This is a genomic window from Achromobacter sp. UBA4530 (assembly GCF_002388205.1).
Lineage (GTDB): Bacteria > Pseudomonadota > Gammaproteobacteria > Burkholderiales > Burkholderiaceae_B > Achromobacter > Achromobacter animicus.
The window spans coordinates 1-16,015 of record NZ_DGMA01000032.1 but is presented as its reverse complement, the minus strand read 5'-3'; the positions used below and the strand labels follow the sequence as shown (position 1 = coordinate 16,015).

16 protein-coding genes and 1 other RNA gene are annotated in these 16,015 nt (G+C 62.4%); 10 read left to right on the top strand and 7 right to left on the bottom strand.

Annotated elements, in window-relative coordinates; genetic code table 11:
* Positions 1 to 16 precede the first annotated feature (16 nt).
* Positions 17 to 946: a 2-hydroxyacid dehydrogenase gene (locus B2W22_RS23035; RefSeq protein ID WP_286939663.1), complete on the top strand. Its 930-nt coding sequence runs from the start codon at positions 17 to 19 to the stop codon at positions 944 to 946.
* On the opposite strand, the gene B2W22_RS23030 is transcribed toward B2W22_RS23035, so the two are convergent.
* On the bottom strand, positions 940 to 1,875 hold the full coding sequence (locus B2W22_RS23030) for a LysR family transcriptional regulator (protein ID WP_191579510.1): 936 nt from the start codon (positions 1,873 to 1,875) through the stop codon (positions 940 to 942). The two genes, B2W22_RS23035 and B2W22_RS23030, sit on opposite strands and share 7 nt — an antisense overlap.
* A 196-nt stretch (positions 1,876 to 2,071) precedes the next feature.
* On the opposite strand from B2W22_RS23030, the gene B2W22_RS23025 reads away from it, so the two are divergent.
* Complete coding sequence (locus tag B2W22_RS23025) at positions 2,072 to 2,701, top strand: FMN-dependent NADH-azoreductase (RefSeq protein ID WP_218342121.1); 630 nt, start codon at positions 2,072 to 2,074, stop codon at positions 2,699 to 2,701.
* 75 nt (positions 2,702 to 2,776) lie between these two features.
* Here the strand turns inward: B2W22_RS23025 and B2W22_RS23020 are convergent, their stop codons facing one another.
* From B2W22_RS23020 to B2W22_RS23005, 4 genes are all read right to left on the bottom strand, one after another.
* Positions 2,777 to 3,682: an NAD(P)-dependent oxidoreductase gene (locus tag B2W22_RS23020; protein ID WP_175125340.1), complete on the bottom strand. Its 906-nt coding sequence runs from the start codon at positions 3,680 to 3,682 to the stop codon at positions 2,777 to 2,779.
* 57 nt (positions 3,683 to 3,739) lie between these two features.
* Positions 3,740 to 5,344 (bottom strand): gamma-glutamyltransferase family protein, encoded by a 1,605-nt coding sequence (locus tag B2W22_RS23015; protein ID WP_286939662.1) that lies wholly within the window; start codon positions 5,342 to 5,344, stop codon positions 3,740 to 3,742.
* A 189-nt stretch (positions 5,345 to 5,533) separates the two neighbouring features.
* Positions 5,534 to 7,039: a tripartite tricarboxylate transporter permease gene (locus B2W22_RS23010; protein ID WP_105237345.1), complete on the bottom strand. Its 1,506-nt coding sequence runs from the start codon at positions 7,037 to 7,039 to the stop codon at positions 5,534 to 5,536.
* A gap of 13 nt (positions 7,040 to 7,052) precedes the next feature.
* A complete protein-coding gene (locus B2W22_RS23005) occupies positions 7,053 to 7,517 on the bottom strand; it encodes a tripartite tricarboxylate transporter TctB family protein (protein ID WP_175125334.1) in 465 nt (154 codons plus the stop codon).
* 480 nt (positions 7,518 to 7,997) lie between these two features.
* Here B2W22_RS23005 and B2W22_RS23000 point away from each other — a divergent pair, with 480 nt between their 5' ends.
* From B2W22_RS23000 to B2W22_RS22985, 4 genes are all read left to right on the top strand, one after another.
* The gene (locus B2W22_RS23000) at positions 7,998 to 8,444 is read left to right on the top strand and encodes a hypothetical protein (RefSeq protein ID WP_286939660.1); all 447 of its coding nucleotides are present in this window, start codon (positions 7,998 to 8,000) and stop codon (positions 8,442 to 8,444) included.
* A complete protein-coding gene (locus B2W22_RS22995) occupies positions 8,445 to 8,756 on the top strand; it encodes a cell division protein ZapA (protein WP_076518838.1) in 312 nt (103 codons plus the stop codon).
* 31 nt (positions 8,757 to 8,787) lie between these two features.
* Positions 8,788 to 8,973, top strand: a non-coding RNA gene (ssrS, locus tag B2W22_RS22990) — 6S RNA.
* An 83-nt stretch (positions 8,974 to 9,056) separates the two neighbouring features.
* Complete coding sequence (locus tag B2W22_RS22985) at positions 9,057 to 9,821, top strand: SIMPL domain-containing protein (RefSeq protein ID WP_175186398.1); 765 nt, start codon at positions 9,057 to 9,059, stop codon at positions 9,819 to 9,821.
* On the opposite strand, the gene lgt is transcribed toward B2W22_RS22985, so the two are convergent.
* Positions 9,796 to 10,584: a prolipoprotein diacylglyceryl transferase gene (gene lgt / locus B2W22_RS22980; protein WP_056327922.1), complete on the bottom strand. Its 789-nt coding sequence runs from the start codon at positions 10,582 to 10,584 to the stop codon at positions 9,796 to 9,798. The two genes, B2W22_RS22985 and lgt, sit on opposite strands and share 26 nt — an antisense overlap.
* A gap of 130 nt (positions 10,585 to 10,714) precedes the next feature.
* Here lgt and ilvD point away from each other — a divergent pair, with 130 nt between their 5' ends.
* From ilvD to msrA, 3 genes are all read left to right on the top strand, one after another.
* Positions 10,715 to 12,400, top strand: coding sequence for a dihydroxy-acid dehydratase (gene ilvD / locus B2W22_RS22975; RefSeq protein ID WP_175186399.1), 1,686 nt, complete (start codon positions 10,715 to 10,717; stop codon positions 12,398 to 12,400).
* Positions 12,384 to 12,719, top strand: coding sequence for a c-type cytochrome (locus B2W22_RS22970; RefSeq protein WP_175125326.1), 336 nt, complete (start codon positions 12,384 to 12,386; stop codon positions 12,717 to 12,719). The genes ilvD and B2W22_RS22970 overlap by 17 nt, the downstream gene beginning before the upstream one ends.
* Positions 12,720 to 12,794: 75 nt before the next feature.
* Entirely contained in the window at positions 12,795 to 13,349 is a 555-nt protein-coding gene (msrA, locus tag B2W22_RS22965) for a peptide-methionine (S)-S-oxide reductase MsrA (RefSeq protein ID WP_175125324.1), read from the top strand.
* 216 nt (positions 13,350 to 13,565) lie between these two features.
* Here msrA and hppD read toward each other — a convergent pair whose 3' ends face one another.
* Positions 13,566 to 14,678 (bottom strand): 4-hydroxyphenylpyruvate dioxygenase, encoded by a 1,113-nt coding sequence (gene hppD, locus B2W22_RS22960; RefSeq protein ID WP_175125322.1) that lies wholly within the window; start codon positions 14,676 to 14,678, stop codon positions 13,566 to 13,568.
* A 156-nt stretch (positions 14,679 to 14,834) separates the two neighbouring features.
* Here hppD and B2W22_RS22955 point away from each other — a divergent pair, with 156 nt between their 5' ends.
* Positions 14,835 to 15,311, top strand: a complete 477-nt coding sequence (locus B2W22_RS22955) for an Lrp/AsnC family transcriptional regulator (RefSeq protein WP_056566859.1) — start codon at positions 14,835 to 14,837, stop codon at positions 15,309 to 15,311.
* Positions 15,312 to 16,015: the final 704 nt, after the last annotated feature.

Sequence of the window (16,015 nt, the reverse complement as noted above, 5' to 3'; positions counted from 1 at the left end):
CCCGCGCACTGCCACCATGCACATTCTCTTTGCTTGTCCCCATCACGATCCTGACGCCTGGGTGCCTCGCCTCGAGGCCGCCATGCCCGGCTGCCGTATTTCGGTGTGGAATCCCGACGGCCCGCCGTCTGGCGCGGAGGTCGCGCTGGTCTGGCGTCCGCCCGCCCAGCTCTTCCAGCACGAAACCGGCTTGCAGACCCTCTTCAATCTGGGCGCGGGCGTCGATGCCTTGCTGAAGATGCCGGAGATCCCGGGCCACGTCCGCATCGTGCGTCTCGAAGACGCCGGCATGGCCGTGCAGATGGCCGAATACGCGCTGTATGCGCTGCTGCGGGTCTCGCGTGATTTCGAAGCCTTCGACCAGGCGCAGGCACGCCAGCATTGGGACACCCGCGAGGGCACCCGGCAGGCGGACTGGCCCGTGGGCGTTCTCGGGTTAGGGCAGGTTGGCGCGCGCGTTGCGCAAACCCTGGCCGAATTCGGCTATCCCGTGGCCGGCTGGTCGCGCTCGCCGCGCGAGATCCCAGGCGTTGAATCCTTCGCCGGCGAGGCCGCCTTGCCGGCCTTCCTTGGCCGCACGCGCTTTTTGGTCAATGTGCTGCCGCTGACGCCCGACACGCAAGGCATCCTCAACCGCGAAACGCTGTCGCAGTTGCTGCCTGACGCGCATCTGGTCAACGTGGGACGCGGCGAGCATCTGGTCGAAGACGATCTGGTGCAGATGCTCGAAGAGGGCGAAATCGCGGGCGCCACGCTCGACGTGTTCCGCACCGAACCGCTGCCGAAAGAGCATCCGTTCTGGCACGACCCGCGCGTGCACGTCACGCCGCATATCGCCGCGCGCACGCTGCGCGACGAAAGCATCGAACAGATCGCGGGCAAGGTCGCGCAGCTGATGCGCGGCGAATCCATCACCGGCGTCGTGGAGCGCTCGCGCGGCTACTGAGGCGCGGGCGTCACGGCTTTCTCCAGCCGCTGATACATCGAGGGCAGGCGCTGCGACAGAAAATCCAGCAGCGTCCGCACGGCGGGCATCATGCCCCGCCGTGACGGATAGATGCAGTGCACGATGCCCTCGGGCGATTGCCATTGGGGCAGTACCGGCACCAGCTGCCCGCGGCGCAGTTCCTCCTGCGTGGCGATTGACGGCAGCAATGCGATTCCGCGTCCACGCACGGCCGCTTCCGTCAGCACGATGAAGTCGTTGCACGACAGTTGCGGCTTCAAATCGATCTGCACCTCTTCGCCCTTGTCATTGCGCAGCGGCCACCGCACTTCGTTTTGCGGATCGCTGAAGCTCAGCGTCACGTGCGAGGCCAGGTCCTGCGGCGTATCGGGCGCACCGTGGCGCTGCAAGTATCCGGGACTGGCCACCAGCGTGCCGCGCGCCGTGCCCAGATGCCGGACGACCAATTCGGCGTCCGTGTCGAGCTTCGTGCGCACCCGCAGCGCCAGGTCCACGCCTTCGCGGATCAGATCCACCCGCCGGTTGGTCACCAGCAATTGCACCGATATTGCGGGCCACGCATCCAGGAATTCCGGCAGCAGCGGGGCCAGCACGTCCTGCGCGATCGACACAGGGCAGCTCACGATCACCGGGCCGGTCGGTTCCGCCTGCAATTGCCGCATGGCATCGTCAGCTGCCCGCGCCGACGCGGCCATCTCCCGGCAGTAGTGCAGATAGCGCTCGCCGGCGGACGTCAGCCGAAGCCGGCGGGTGGTGCGTTGTAAAAGACGCACGCCCAGGCTTTCTTCAAGGTGGGAGATACGGCGGGATAGACGGGATTTTGGAATGTCCAGCGCGCGCGCTGCGGCGCTGAAGCCTCCTTGCTCGACGACTTGCGAAAAGTAGTAGAGGTCATTGAGATCTTGCATGATTGTTCTATGTTTGGAACGAACAGTTCATCATACCCGTATTTATGTATTCAATCGGTCCCACTACAGTGTCGCCATGCACAACGGATCTGCCAACGCCGCCCAAGCGGCAAGGCCCCGCCCGATCATCCTGACGGGTGCGGCGCTGACAGATCCAGACCGTCCACCCCGGGCGGACCCACTGGAGATATCTGCAATGAAAACCCTGGTCATCCTTTCCTCGATTCTCGGCGAACGTTCCAACAGCAAGCAATTGGCCGATCACCTGATCGCCCGCATTAAGGCGTCGAACCCGGCCTCGGCCATCAAGGTCCGCGACATCGGCGCGCAACCGATTCCTTATTTCGACGGCAACACCGCTGGCGCCCTGTTCACGCCCGCTGAATCGCGCTCGGTCGAGCAACAGCGTCTGGTCGAACTGAGCGACTCGCTAGTCGCCGAAGTGATGGAAGCCGATCGCATCGTCTTCGCCGTGCCCGTGTACAACTTCAACCTGCCGGCGCAGTTCAAGTCCTACCTGGATCACCTGGCGCGCGCCGGCGTCACGTTCCGTTATACGTCGGAAGGCGTGCCCGAGGGGCTCGTCAAGGGTAAACAGGTGCTCGTGCTGACCGCGCGTGGTGGCAAGGCGGAAGGCACGCCGTCCGACACGATGACGCCTTACCTGCGCCAGATGCTGGCGTTCCTGGGAATGACCGAAGTGACTTTCATCGCCGCGGAAGGCATGGCCATGGGCGAAGTGGCCGCGCTGGAAGGACTGGCCCTGGCCAAGCAACGCATCGACGCGCTGCTGCCGGCCGCCAGCGAAGCCTCGCTCGCCGCCTGACCCGGCGGCGCTGCCGTATCAAGCAAAAAGGCGAGCCGGAAGGCTCGCCTTTTGCATTGGGCCAGGACGGCTGGCTTAGTCGCGCAGACGCTTGATGAGGCTGGACGTGTCCCAGCGTCCGCCGCCCAGTTTCTGGACGTCGCCGTAGAACTGGTCCACCAGTGCGGTCAACGGCAGGCGCGCGCCGTTGTTGCGCGCCTCCGCCAGCACCAGGCCCAGATCCTTGCGCATCCAGTCCACCGCGAAACCGAAGTCGAACTTGTCGTCGACCATGGTGCCGCCGCGGTTCTCCATCTGCCAGCTCTGCGCCGCGCCCTTGCTGATCACGTCCAGCACCTGCTTCATGTCCAGCTCGGCCGCCTGGCCGAATGCGATCGCTTCCGACAGGCCCTGCACGATGCCGGCGATGCAGATCTGGTTGACCATCTTGGCAAGCTGGCCGGCGCCCGGGGGGCCGACCAGCGTGACCGCGCGGCCAAAGCACTGCGCGACGGGCTGGATGGCGTCAAACACCGCCTGTTCGCCGCCGCACATGACCGTCAGCACGCCATTGACGGCGCCTGCCTGACCGCCCGAGACGGGGGCGTCCACGAAGTTCAGGCCCAGCTCCTTGGCTTTCGCGTGCAGTTCGCGCGCCACGTCGGCGGAAGCCGTGGTGTGGTCGACGAACACGGCGCCCGGCGCCATGCCGGCGAACGCGCCGTCAGGACCCAGCACGACGCTGCGCAGGTCGTCGTCATTGCCCACGCAGGCAAAGACGATCTGCGCGCCGGCAACGGCTTCGCGTGGGGTGGCCGCGCTATGGCCGCCAAACTCGGCGACCCAGGCCTGCGCCTTGGCGGGGGTCCGGTTGTAGACCGTGACGTCATGCCCGGCGCGGGCCAGGTGACCGGCCATGGGCAAGCCCATCACGCCCAATCCGAGGAAAGCGACTTTCTGGGCTACGGCTGCGTCGTAGCTCTTGGTACCGATCGTTGCCATGCAATGGACTCCGCTGAATAAGGGTAGGTCTGTTTCAGGACACTAACCTTAACGCAATCAAAAGCCGGCGGCGAGTCCATCTCTGCGGCTATCGCTGGCGCTGACGTAACCGTCCACGGCCGGATCGCCCAACCGCCAGATGAACTGCCCCGATCCAAAATCCATGTACGGATCGTCCATGCCTTGCAGGACATGGCCGCGCTCCCGCAGTCCCTGTGCAACGGCAGGGGATACCGTCGGCTCCAGGTCCACCTCCAGGCCCTGGTTCCACTTCCAGCGTGGCGCATCGCAAGCGGCCTGTGGCTGCTGGCGGTAGTCCAGCATGCGCACCAGCGCCTGCATCTGGCCCTGCGGCTGCATGTTGCCGCCCATGACGCCAAAGCTCATCACCGGCGCGCCATCACGCATCAGAAAGCCCGGAATGATCGTGTGGAACGGCCGCTTGCCGCCCGCGACCACATTGGCGTGCTCGGGATAGGCGCTGAAGCAGTGGCCACGGTTCTGCAGGCTGACGCCCGTGCCCGGCACCACGACGCCGGATCCGAATCCCATGTAGTTCGATTGGATGAAGCTGACCATCATCCCGTTGCGGTCGGCGGCGGTCAGATAGACCGTGCCGCCTTGCGGCGCATGGCCGGTCGCGAAAGTCTGCGCCTTTCGCGGATCGATCAGTCGCGCGCGCTCGGCCAGGTAGTCGGCCCGCAGCATATCTTCGGGGGCGACCCGCATGTGGCGCGCGTCGGCCACGTGCGCATAGACGTCGGCAAACGCCAGCTTCATCGCTTCGATCAGCAGATGCTGCGTCTCGGGATGATCGATCGGACGCGCCGCCAGATCGAAGTTCTGCAGGATGCCCAGCGCAATCAGCGCCGCGATGCCCTGGCCGTTGGGCGGAATCTGATGCAGCGTATGGCCGCGGTACGCCTGGCTGATCGGCGTGACCCACTCGGGGGTGTAGTCGCTCAGATCTTTCAGCGTCAGGGCCGCGTCGTGCGCTTGCGCGTGCGCCACCAGCTTGTGAGCGGTCTCGCCTTCGTAGAAGTCGCGCCCGCTGGTTGCTGCAATGCGCTTGAGCGTCGACGCCGCGCCTTGCAGCACGAAGTGTTCGCCGATGTGCGGCGCACGGCCGCGCGGCAGGAAGTGGTCGGCAAAGCCGGGCTGCGGCTGCAGCACATCAGCCTGCGCGGTCCACTTCTGATGCACCATCGGCGTGATCGCAAAGCCGCGTTCGGCGTATTCGATGGCGGGCGCCAGGATGTCGGCGAAAGACAGGCGGCCCAGCTTTTCGTGCAACGCAGCCCAGCCGGCCACGCAACCCGGGACGGTCACGCTGTCCCAACCCCTCGCCGGCACCGCGCCCTGATGCTTGCGCCGGAAGTAGTCCACGTTCCAGGCGGCAGGCGCCGGTCCGGAAGCGTTAAGTCCATGCAGCTTGGCGCCGTCCCAGATGATGGCAAAGCAATCTGAACCCAAACCGTTGCTGACGGGTTCGACCATCGCCAGGGTTGCCGCCGCGGCAATGGCCGCGTCCACGGCATTGCCGCCTTGCGCCAGGATGCGCAGGCCCGCCTGGGCAGCCAGCGGCTGGGAGGTGGCGACGACGTTGCGGGCAAAGACAGGCGTGCGGGTACTCGTATACGGATTTTTCCAGTCGAAATTCATGTCGAATCATCGCGTGGGGTAAACCCGTAGCTTAACGTAGATGAAATCGGCTATGTACGATTTGTTGCTGTAGGTAATTTTCAGTAGTTTTCAGCCGAATGCACGACGTTCGCGCAAAGAAAAACCCCCGAGCAAGGCCCGGGGGTTTTTTAGCAGGACAGGGCGCCGCACAGGCGGCGCGTTGTGCCTTTATTCTTCTTCGACGAAGGTTTCTTCGCGCTTCTTGCGGATGGCCGGCAGGGCCACCAGGATCACCAGGAACACGGCGACGGCCAGCAGGGATGCCGACAGCGGACGCGTCACGAAGGTGGAGAAGTCGCCGCGCGACAGCAGCAGGGCACGGCGGAAGTTTTCTTCCATCATGGGACCCAGCACCAGGCCCAGCAGCAGCGGGGCGCCTTCGCACTTCAGCTTCGACCACACATACCCGATGATGCCGAACATGGCCGTGGTGAAGATGTCGAACGGGTTGTAGTTAAGTGAATACACACCGATCGTGCAGAACACCAGAATCGCCGGGAACAGGATGCGGTAGGGCACCTTCAGCAGCTTGACCCACAGGCCGATCAGCGGCAGGTTCAGCACCACCAGCATCAGGTTGCCGATCCACATCGAGGCGATCAGGCCCCAGAACAGCTCCGGGTGGCTCGTCATGACTTGCGGGCCGGGCTGGATGTTGTGGATCGTCATGGCGCCCACCATCAGCGCCATCACGGCGTTGCCGGGGATACCAAGCGTCAGCAGCGGAATGAACGAGGTCTGGGCTGCAGCGTTGTTTGCCGATTCCGGACCTGCCAGGCCGGCCGGGTGGCCCTTGCCGAAGCGTTCCGGATTCTTCGAGATCTTCTTTTCCAGCGTGTAGGAAGCGAAGGAGGACAGCACCGCGCCACCACCCGGCAGGATGCCCAGGGCCGAACCCAGCGCCGTGCCACGCAGCACGGCCGGCGCGGCTTCCTTGAATTCCTGCTTGTTCGGGTACAGCGTGCCGATCTTGTCGGTGATGTCGACGCGGTTTTCCTTTTGCTCGAGGTTGGTCATGATTTCGGCAAAGCCGAACACGCCCATGGCCACGATGGCGAAGTCGATGCCGTCTTGCAGTTCCGGCACGCCGAAGTCGAAGCGGGCAACACCCGAGTTGACGTCGGTACCGACCATGCCGAGCAGCAGGCCCAGGATGATCATCGCGATTGCCTTGGGCAGCGAGCCCGAGGCCAGCACCACGGCGCCGACCAGGCCCAGGCACATCAGCGAGAAGTATTCGGCAGGACCGAACTTGAACGCGACTTCAGCCAGGGGAGGCGCAAAGGCAGCCAGCAGCAGCGTGGCAACGCAACCGGCAAAGAACGAACCCAGCGCGGCAATTGCCAGCGCGGCGCCCGCGCGGCCGTTGCGGGCCATCTGGTGACCGTCCAGCACGGTCACCACCGCTGATGTTTCTCCTGGCAATGCCACAAGAATCGCCGTTGTGGAGCCGCCGTACTGGGCGCCGTAGTAAATACCCGCCAGCATGATCAGGCCGGCCACCGGGGGCAGCACGTACGTGATCGGCAGCAGCATTGCGATGGTCGGAACGGGGCCGATGCCCGGCAGCACGCCGATCAGCGTCCCCAGAATGCAGCCCAGCAGTGCGTAAAGCAGGTTCTCGGGCGTGAACGCCACCGAGAAACCCATCATCAGGTTGTCAAACAATTCCATGACCGGTTGCTCCTCAGTTCATGCCCAGAAACGACGGCCACAGCGGGAAAATCAGCCCCAGCCCCTTGATGAATGCCAGGTACGTGAACACCACCAGGAAGATGCCGTTGGCAACAGCGACCTTCAGGTTGAATTCATGGCTGGCAAGACTGCTGACGACCACCAGCACGAACACCGAGATGTACACGCCCAGCAGCTTCAGGACCAAGCCGTACAGAACGACGGAGCCCACCACCAGGAAGACGATGCGCCAGTCGAACTTGTCGACGTGAGTTTCATGGGCTTTCTTGGACAGCGAGCCAAGCAGCACGATGGCGCCGAGCAATGCAAGAACAATGCCTAGCCAGAAAGGAAAGTACCCTGGGCCCATTCGGGCAGCAGTACCCATTTGGTAGCTGCTGGCCTGCCAGGCGAATCCCAGTCCGAGAGCGATGAACATCACCCCCGACCAGAAATCCTGTCGATTGCGTAGCTGCATGATTGGTTGGCTCCTGTTTACAGCATGTAGATAAAAGAGGTTTGTAGCCGGATGGACGCTCGCCGAAAGGCGAGTGACAGGCACAAAAAAGGCACTTCGGGGTGCCATTAATTATTCTGAAAGCGACGTCGTGGTTTCTTGAAAGGCCGAATGGTAATGGACGCCCGCCACGCTGCAAACCCTGTAAGGTCTGTGAAAGGCTGGGGTTTTCCCTAGAATTGGGGAACTCCCGATCCCCGTTTGTAACGCGGTCAGAAGTTTGAGGGCTTTTTGAAAGCTAAGTGAAAGTTTATAGAAAGATTCACGAAAGCCGGATCGGCCGGATGCGGCAATTTCGACGGATGGGGACTTTTCTTGGCAGGCAAGAGCCGGTAACCTTCGCGCGCCAAAACCCAACCGTATTTCCTACTGAATATTGCCGGGTTTCTCACCTTGCGTGAAGAGGCCCGGTCCAACCCAGGATGGTTTACGATAGCGCCCATGCTGCAAGATCTAGACCAACTCGCCGCCCGAATCGGGCAACTGGTGCAACGCACCCGCCAACTCCACGCCGAGCGTGACGCGTTGCGTCTCCGCCTGAACGACTTCGAAGCCGAGCAGCGTGTGCTCAAGCAGCGCGCTGCTGATCGCGAGGCCGAGGTCGTCACGCTGCAAAGCAAGCTTCAAGATAACGACGGCGCCGTCTCGGCCATGCTCGAGGACGCCAAGCGGGCAGAAGCCGCGCTGCGCGAGCAACTCGCTCGCGAGACCGCCGAGCGCCAAGCGCTCGAATCGCGCTTCGCCGCCCGCGAAAGCGAACTGCAGGGCAACCTGCATTCGCGCGACACAGAACTACAGCGCTTGCGTGTGGCCGCCGCTTCGGCCCGCGAGCGCATCGACGCCGTCCTGGCCCGCTTGCCGGGTGCGCCGTCCGGAGAGCAACACTAAATGGAACGTGTAGACGTATCGATCCTCGGCCGTGAGTATTCACTTGCGTGCTCCGCCGAAGAAAAGCCCACGCTGCTGGCTGCCGTGCGCCATGTCGATCAGCTCATGCTGCGCATCCAGGGCACGGGCAAGGTTTCCAGCAACGAACGCATCGCTGTGATGGCTGCATTGCAGATCGCTGGCGAGCTGCTTGCAATGAAAGCGCCGGACGGTCCGCTGGGCGGTTTGGCGGTCGGCGACTTCAAGCGTAGAATTGAGGACATGAACGCAGTACTCGATGACGCCTTGTCGGGTCAGGAAAAACTGCTCTAACGTTCATAAGCTGCATTCAAGATTTTCAAGTTTGTCCCTGCCGTGTTCGTGACTAGGCCATACATTCTCTGAACCTATGTCTTTTTGGCATATTGGTTGCGGGAGTGCAGAGCTGGAGTGATTGTCTCTTGCAGACGAACCCGATGCTCTTCGGAACGCGACCACCTTGAACCTCAGGGTTCGAGATGCCGGCCTTGACGGCACAGGCGGGGCATCTATCCCAGCGGACCTGCCATGGAGCAGGTCCGCGTCGGGTGCCTCTCGGCAATTCCCCTTCGTCCTCCCACATAGGACCAGTCCATGTTCAAACACCCCGTTTTTTCGCTCACCAGGCTTGGTGCGGCGTGCGCAGCCGTGGCCGCCATCGCTGTGGCCCAACCCGTTTTCGCGCAGGCTCAGGCGCCCGCACCGGCGGCCGCTGCCGAGTCCGCCGCGAACCGTTCGCCGGAGCTGACCTTGCAAGCGATGGCGTCGTCCGAGGTCAAGCAGGACACCGTCCGCATTGCGCTGTCCGCCGAAGTCGAAGCGCCGGATCAGCCGGCCGCCGGCCAGAAGCTGACCGCTGCGCTGGAAGACGTGGTCAAGCGCGCGCGCGACACCAAGGACGTGGAAGTGCGCACCAGCAACTTCAACGTCTGGCCCAACATGAACAACAAGGGAAAGATCGCCTCGTGGCGCGGCCAGGGCGAGATCGTGCTGGAATCCAAGGACTTCGCGGCTGCCGCGGCCCTGGCTTCCAAGCTTTCCGACAAGACCGCCATTTCCAACATCAGCTTCTCGCTGTCGGATGCCGCGCGTGAAGCCGAAGAGCGCAAGCTTCTCAAAGAAGCGGCGCAGGCCTTCAAGGACCGCGCATTGGCCGCGGCCAACGCGTTCGGTTTCTCCGGCTACCGCCTGTCCAAGCTGGATCTCGGCGGCTCCGGCGCTCCCGCGCCGATGCCGCGCATGATGGGCGCGGCCATGGCGAAGGGCGGTTCCTTCAGCAGCGCCGACGTCAGCGTTCCCCTTGAAGCAGGGAACGTGACGGTCAGCGTCGCTGTCAACGGGACGATCGTTTTGCAGTAAGACTGAACATGATGGCGCCCAAGGCGACCATCGGCAGGGACAGCCACTGTCCCATGCTCAATCCACCTGCGAGCAGACCCAGGAAGTTGTCGGGCTCGCGGGTGAACTCCACCAGGAAGCGGAACGTTCCATAACCCATCAGGAACAATCCGCTCACCTGTCCCAGCGGGCGCGGCTTGCTCGAAAACCACCACAGCAGCGCGAACAGCACGATGCCTTCCAGGCCCAGCTCATAGAGTTGCGAGGGATGGCGGGGCAGGCCGTCGCCGCTGTCGGGAAATACCATCGCCCACGGCACATCGGTGGGACGGCCCCACAACTCGCCATTGATGAAGTTGCCCAGCCGGCCAAAACCCAGGCCCAGCGGAATCAACGGCGCGATGAAATCGCTGATTGCAAAGAACGGCAGGCCCTTCTTGCGCGCAAACAGCAGCATCACCAGGATCACGCCGATCAGGCCGCCGTGGAAAGACATGCCGCCCTGCCACAGGTACAGCACTTCCAGGGGATGCGAAAGGTAATAGCCTGGCTTGTAGAACAGCACATATCCCAGCCGTCCCCCCAGCACCACGCCCAGCACGCTATAGAAGATCAGGTCTTCCAGGTCCCGCACGTTCAGCGATGTAGTGTGCCCGCTCTTGATGCGATGGCGGCCCAGCAAATACACGAGCGCGAAGCCCGCCAGGTACATCAGCCCATACCAATGAATGGCGAGCGGCCCGATCTGCAGGGCGATGGGGTCGATTTTTGGATATTCCAGCATGTTCTGCCCGACACAATAAAGTTGAATGATAATAACCGGCGAGCACTGAAGATTCGCATGCCAAGCGAGCCAGCTTCCCCGGGTGCGTTCGCCATGTCCGCGCCCCGACGGCCGACAGGAGACACTGACCATGCCGCACAACGAACGTTCCCGCCACATTACCGAAGGCGTCGCGCGCGCACCCAATCGCGCCATGTACTACGCGCTGGGCTACAAAGAAGCAGATTTCCAGAACCCCATGATCGGCGTGGCCAACGGCCATTCGACGATCACGCCCTGTAATAGCGGCTTGCAACGGCTGGCCGACGCCGCCATCGACGCGATCCGCGCGTCGCGCGCCAATCCGCAGGTGTTCGGCACGCCCACCATTTCCGATGGCATGTCCATGGGCACCGAAGGCATGAAGTACTCGCTGGTGTCGCGCGAGGTCATCGCCGACTGCATCGAAACCGCCGCGCAAGGCCAGTGGATGGATGGCGTCGTCGTCATCGGCGGATGCGACAAGAACATGCCCGGCGGCATGATCGCCTTGGCGCGCACCAACGTGCCGGGCATCTATGTTTACGGCGGCACCATCAAGCCGGGCCGCTACAAGGGCAACGATCTCACCATCGTGTCCGTGTTCGAGGCCGTTGGCGAATACACCATGGGCCGCATGCCCGAAGAAGATTTCAAGCAGATCGAGAAATGCGCGATTCCCGGCTCGGGCTCCTGCGGCGGCATGTACACCGCCAATACGATGAGCTCGGCATTCGAAGCCATGGGCATGAGCCTGCCGTATTCCAGCACGATGGCCAACGAAGACGAGGAAAAAGTCACATCGGCCGCCGAGTCCGCGCGCGTGCTGGTCGACGCGGTCAAGCGCAATCTGCGCCCGCGCGACATCATCACGCGCGAAGCCATCGAGAACGCGGTGTCCGTCATCATGGCCACGGGCGGCTCCACCAACGCGGTGCTGCATTTCCTGGCCATCGCGCACGCCGCTGAAGTGCCGTGGACTATCGACGACTTTGAACGCATCCGCCGGCGCGTGCCCGTGCTGTGCGACCTGAAGCCGTCCGGCAAGTACGTGGCTACCGACCTGCATCGTGCCGGCGGCATTCCGCAAGTCATGAAGCTTCTGCTCAACGCGGGCCTGCTGCATGGCGATTGCATCACCATCACGGGCAAGACCATCGCGGAAACGTTGGCCGACGTACCCGACGTGCCGCGCGCGGATCAGGACGTCATCATGCCGATCGATCGCGCGCTCTATCCGCAGGGGCACCTTGCTATCCTGAAGGGAAATCTCTCGCCGGAAGGCTGCGTCGCAAAGATCACTGGGCTGAAGAACCCCGTCATCACGGGACCCGCACGCGTGTTCGATTCCGAAGACGACGCGATGACGGCCATCATGGCGCAGCAGATCCGCGACGGCGACGTCGTCGTCATCCGCTACGAAGGCCCGAAGGGCGGTCCGGGCATGCGTGAGATGCTGGCGCCCACGTCCGCGCTTGTGGGGCAGGGGCTGGGCGAAACCGTGGGTCTCATCACAGACGGCCGCTTTTCCGGCGGCACCTGGGGCATGGTGGTGGGCCACGTCGCGCCCGAAGCGTACGTGGGCGGTCCCATCGCCCTCATCCAGGAAGGCGATTCGGTTACCATCGATGCCCACAAGCTGCTGCTGCAGCTCAACATCAGCGACGAAGAGATGGCGGCTCGTCGCCAGGCCTGGGTCCAGCCCAAGCCGCGTTATACACGCGGTGTGCTTGCCAAGTTCGGCAAGCTCGCCAGCACCGCCAGCCGTGGGGCAGTAACCGATGCGTTTGAAGATTAGTCTGTTGTTGGCCGCGGCCGGCGCCCTGGGCGCTGGCGCGGTGCATGCGCAAACCACTGGCCTGGATCTGGCCAAGAGCAAGGCCTGCATGGCCTGTCATCAGGTGGAAGCCAAACGGGTCGGGCCGCCCTTGAAGAGCGTGGCGGAACGATACGCGGGGCAGGGCGACGCCATGGTGGATTACCTGGCGGGCAAGATCCGCGGCGGTGGCCGCGGCGCCTGGGGCGCGGTGCCCATGCCCGCCCAGACCCACGTCACGCCTGAAGACGCCCGTGCTTTGGCCGAATGGATCTTGTCGCTGGCGCCGGCAAAGCAGTAGCCTTATTCTTATGCCCCGGCACCAAGCCGGGGGCGCCGGCCGCGCGCAGCGGCCGTCTACAGCAAAGGAATCGTCATGGCAGAACAACCATCACCGGGCAATGAAGTCGCCGTACTTGGCGGCGGTTGCTTCTGGTGCGTCGAAGCAGTGTTTGTCGATCTGCGCGGGGTCAAGAGCGTCTTGCCGGGCTACGCGGGCGGACACGTCGACAATCCCAGCTATGAACAGGTCTGCGGCAAGGACACCGGCCACATCGAAGTCGCGCGCATCGAATTCGATCCAGCCGAACTCTCTTACAGCGATCTGCTGCGCGTCTTTTTCGCCACCCACGATCCCACCACCCCGGGTCGCCAGGGCAACGATATCGGCCCGCAGTACGAGTCCGCCATCTTCTGGCAGAACGAATCGCAGCGCGAGCAGGCCGAAGCCGTCATCGCCGAGGTCGAGGCGCAGAAAGTCTACGATGCTCCCATCGTGACCAAGCTGCTGGCGCCGGCGCATTTCTGGCAGGCCGAGGACTATCACAGCAATTATTTCGCCTTGCATCCCGAGCAAGGCTATTGCCAGTTTGTGATTGCGCCCAAGGTCGCCAAATTCCGTAAGCAATTTCAGGATCGCCTGAAGCGCTGAGCGGCGGCAATCGTTTCGCGTGACTGAAGGCCCCGTACGGCGGAAAGCGTTCCGCCGATCAAAGCGGGGCCTTCTCGCATGTGGGGCTTTTTTCCACGCGGTGCTTTTCCCGATGCGTCGCGAGTCAGATTGACGATCGCCCAAAGAAAAACCCCGCTTCGCAGCGGGGTTTTGGGCAAGCTTGGTAGACGCACGCCTGGCGCCCGTCTGCAAGTCTTATTCCACGGACTTCACAACGCCACGGCGCATCTGGTCCAGCTCGATGGATTCGAACAGGGCCTTGAAGTTGCCCTCACCAAAGCCGTCGTTGCCCTTGCGCTGGATGATCTCAAAGAAGATCGGACCGATCTGGTTTTCGGTGAAGATCTGCAGCAGCAGTCCGCCGTCCGGCGCGCCATCCAGCAGGATCCGGTTCTTCTGCAGGCGATCCACGTCTTCGCCGTGGTTCGGCATGCGGCGATCCAGCAGTTCGTAGTAGGTCTCCGGCGTGTCCAGAAACACGACGCCCGTCTCGCGCAGCGCTTCTACCGTCGCATAGATGTCATCGGTCGCCATGGCGATGTGCTGGATGCCTTCGCCGCGGTACAGATCCAGGTACTCCTGAATCTGGCCTTTCTCGTCGGTGCCTTCCTCGTTGATGGGAATGCGGATATTGCCGCAAGGCGACGTCATCGCCTTGGACTTCACGCCCGTCACCTTGCCTTCGATGTCGAAGTAACGCACTTCACGGAAGTTGAACAGGCGCTCGTAGAACTCCGACCATTCGGCCATGCGGCCCTTGTGCACGTTGTGGGTCAGGTGGTCGACCAGCGTCAGGCCCGCGCCGCGCCAGTTGACGTCGGTCTGCGCATTGGCCGGATCCAGCGGAATGAAGTCCACGTCGTAGATGCTGATGTCGCCAATGCCGCCGTGGCCTTCCTTGCCGGCCCAGCGGTCCACCAGATAAATCAGCGAATCGCCAATGCCCTTGATGGCAGGAATATTCAGTTCCATCGGCCCGCTATGGGAATCAAAGCCCCACGCGCCAAGTTCCAGCGCACGCTTGTAGGCGGCGTTGGCGTCCTGCACCCGAAAGCCAATCGCACAGATCGACGGGCCATGCAGGCGAGCAAATCGTTGAGCGAAGGAATCGGGCTCGGCGTTGATCAGGAAGTTCACGCCGCCTTGGCGGTACAGCGTCACGTCCTTGTGGCGATGCTTGGCAATGGCCTTGAAGCCCAGCAACTCAAACACCTTGCGCAGCGCGGCGGGGTCCGGCGCGGCATATTCAATGAACTCGAACCCGGCGGTGCCCATCGGGTTGTCCCAGGGTTGGAAAGCGCTGCTCATAAGTCTGCTCCCTTGCATGTTTTGTGAGGACGACTTGTTCTTCAAGTCTAGACGCAGATTGTAGGTACGAAGACCGGGCAGACAATTGCAAAGATGGCGCGAAAGGCGGTGAGTTGAGCAATAATATTGCTCATTTTCGAATCAGAGGGGTTGAAGATGTCCGGAATTGAGCTAGACAGGACAGATCTAAGGATTCTGGCTGAACTGCAGCGCGACGGACGCCTCAGCAATCAGGAGTTGGCGGACCGCGTCTCGCTGTCGCCCAGCCCCTGCCTGCGCCGAGTGCGGCGTCTTGAAGAGCAGGGCTTCATCAAGAAATACGTGGCGCTCATCGACGCGGCCAAGGTGGGCCTCGGGCTGCTCGCGTACGTCAATATCCGCCTGAACAAGCACAGCGGATCCAGTCACGCACCCATGAGCGACTTCGCACGCGACGTCCAGCTCTGGCCGGAAGTCGTCGAGTGCTACGCCATGTCCGGCGACATGGACTATCTGCTTCGCATCCAGGTCGCCGATCTGGCGCACTTCTCGCGCTTCGCCATGGACACCCTCATGCGCCACCCGGCGGTGGTGGACATGCGTTCCTTCTTCGCGCTCCAGCAGATCAAGGAAACGACGGAGCTTCGTATATAGACTCAATGAGCGGGGCGGGTGCCGCCGTCGAAGGCATCCCCGTGCCTTCTATATATATAGAGACGAGCCCGCACGCTCTATATAGATAGGTATCGAAGAACTCCGGCTCAGCGGCTTGCCCGCGACTGCGTCCCCAAAAAGAATCACATTTCTGCAAAATGGGTGTCATGCTGATCGCACACGTCAAATTTCTGTGCTATAGTCTCGCTCCTTCGCTGCTCCAACAGTTTTGAACAGCGAAGCCAGGCAGGTGCAACAGGTTCGTGGGTTTCCCCGGCCTGCCGCAAAGGCAGTCAGAAATGAGGCCAAGCGGTTATTGCAAAGATCGGCGCAAATCAGGCAGAGGCCAGTTGCAAGATCTGCAAAAATTGTGCTATAGTCTTGGGCTTGGCTGGTGATGACGAATCCGGGTTTCCCCGGATCGATGTTTCAGCCACCTGTGCGGTAACCAGCCTTCGGGTTTCCCGAAGCCGCTTGAAAGTTAAGCGGGGTTGCAGGATGCGGTGCAAATCAGGCAGAAGCCAGTTGCACAATCTGCAAAAGCTGTGTTATAGTAGAGGGCTTGGCGGTTGCCGAAAAATCAGGGTTTACCCTGACGTTTCGATAGTCGCTAAGCGCTGAGAAATCAGCGCCTCGATTTTGAAGTTAAGTAGTACAGAATTAGCAGTACAGAATTTAGTAAGACCGCTCTTTAACAATTAAAC

Coding starts and splice junctions, on each gene's coding strand:
- B2W22_RS23035 (WP_286939663.1), top strand. CDS start 17: ATGCACATTCTCTTTGCTTGTCCCCATCACGATCCTGACGCCTGGGTG.
- B2W22_RS23030 (WP_191579510.1), bottom strand. CDS start 1,875: ATGCAAGATCTCAATGACCTCTACTACTTTTCGCAAGTCGTCGAGCAA.
- B2W22_RS23025 (WP_218342121.1), top strand. CDS start 2,072: ATGAAAACCCTGGTCATCCTTTCCTCGATTCTCGGCGAACGTTCCAAC.
- B2W22_RS23020 (WP_175125340.1), bottom strand. CDS start 3,682: ATGGCAACGATCGGTACCAAGAGCTACGACGCAGCCGTAGCCCAGAAA.
- B2W22_RS23015 (WP_286939662.1), bottom strand. CDS start 5,344: ATGAATTTCGACTGGAAAAATCCGTATACGAGTACCCGCACGCCTGTC.
- B2W22_RS23010 (WP_105237345.1), bottom strand. CDS start 7,039: ATGGAATTGTTTGACAACCTGATGATGGGTTTCTCGGTGGCGTTCACG.
- B2W22_RS23005 (WP_175125334.1), bottom strand. CDS start 7,517: ATGCAGCTACGCAATCGACAGGATTTCTGGTCGGGGGTGATGTTCATC.
- B2W22_RS23000 (WP_286939660.1), top strand. CDS start 7,998: ATGCTGCAAGATCTAGACCAACTCGCCGCCCGAATCGGGCAACTGGTG.
- B2W22_RS22995 (WP_076518838.1), top strand. CDS start 8,445: ATGGAACGTGTAGACGTATCGATCCTCGGCCGTGAGTATTCACTTGCG.
- B2W22_RS22985 (WP_175186398.1), top strand. CDS start 9,057: ATGTTCAAACACCCCGTTTTTTCGCTCACCAGGCTTGGTGCGGCGTGC.
- lgt (WP_056327922.1), bottom strand. CDS start 10,584: ATGCTGGAATATCCAAAAATCGACCCCATCGCCCTGCAGATCGGGCCG.
- ilvD (WP_175186399.1), top strand. CDS start 10,715: ATGCCGCACAACGAACGTTCCCGCCACATTACCGAAGGCGTCGCGCGC.
- B2W22_RS22970 (WP_175125326.1), top strand. CDS start 12,384: ATGCGTTTGAAGATTAGTCTGTTGTTGGCCGCGGCCGGCGCCCTGGGC.
- msrA (WP_175125324.1), top strand. CDS start 12,795: ATGGCAGAACAACCATCACCGGGCAATGAAGTCGCCGTACTTGGCGGC.
- hppD (WP_175125322.1), bottom strand. CDS start 14,678: ATGAGCAGCGCTTTCCAACCCTGGGACAACCCGATGGGCACCGCCGGG.
- B2W22_RS22955 (WP_056566859.1), top strand. CDS start 14,835: ATGTCCGGAATTGAGCTAGACAGGACAGATCTAAGGATTCTGGCTGAA.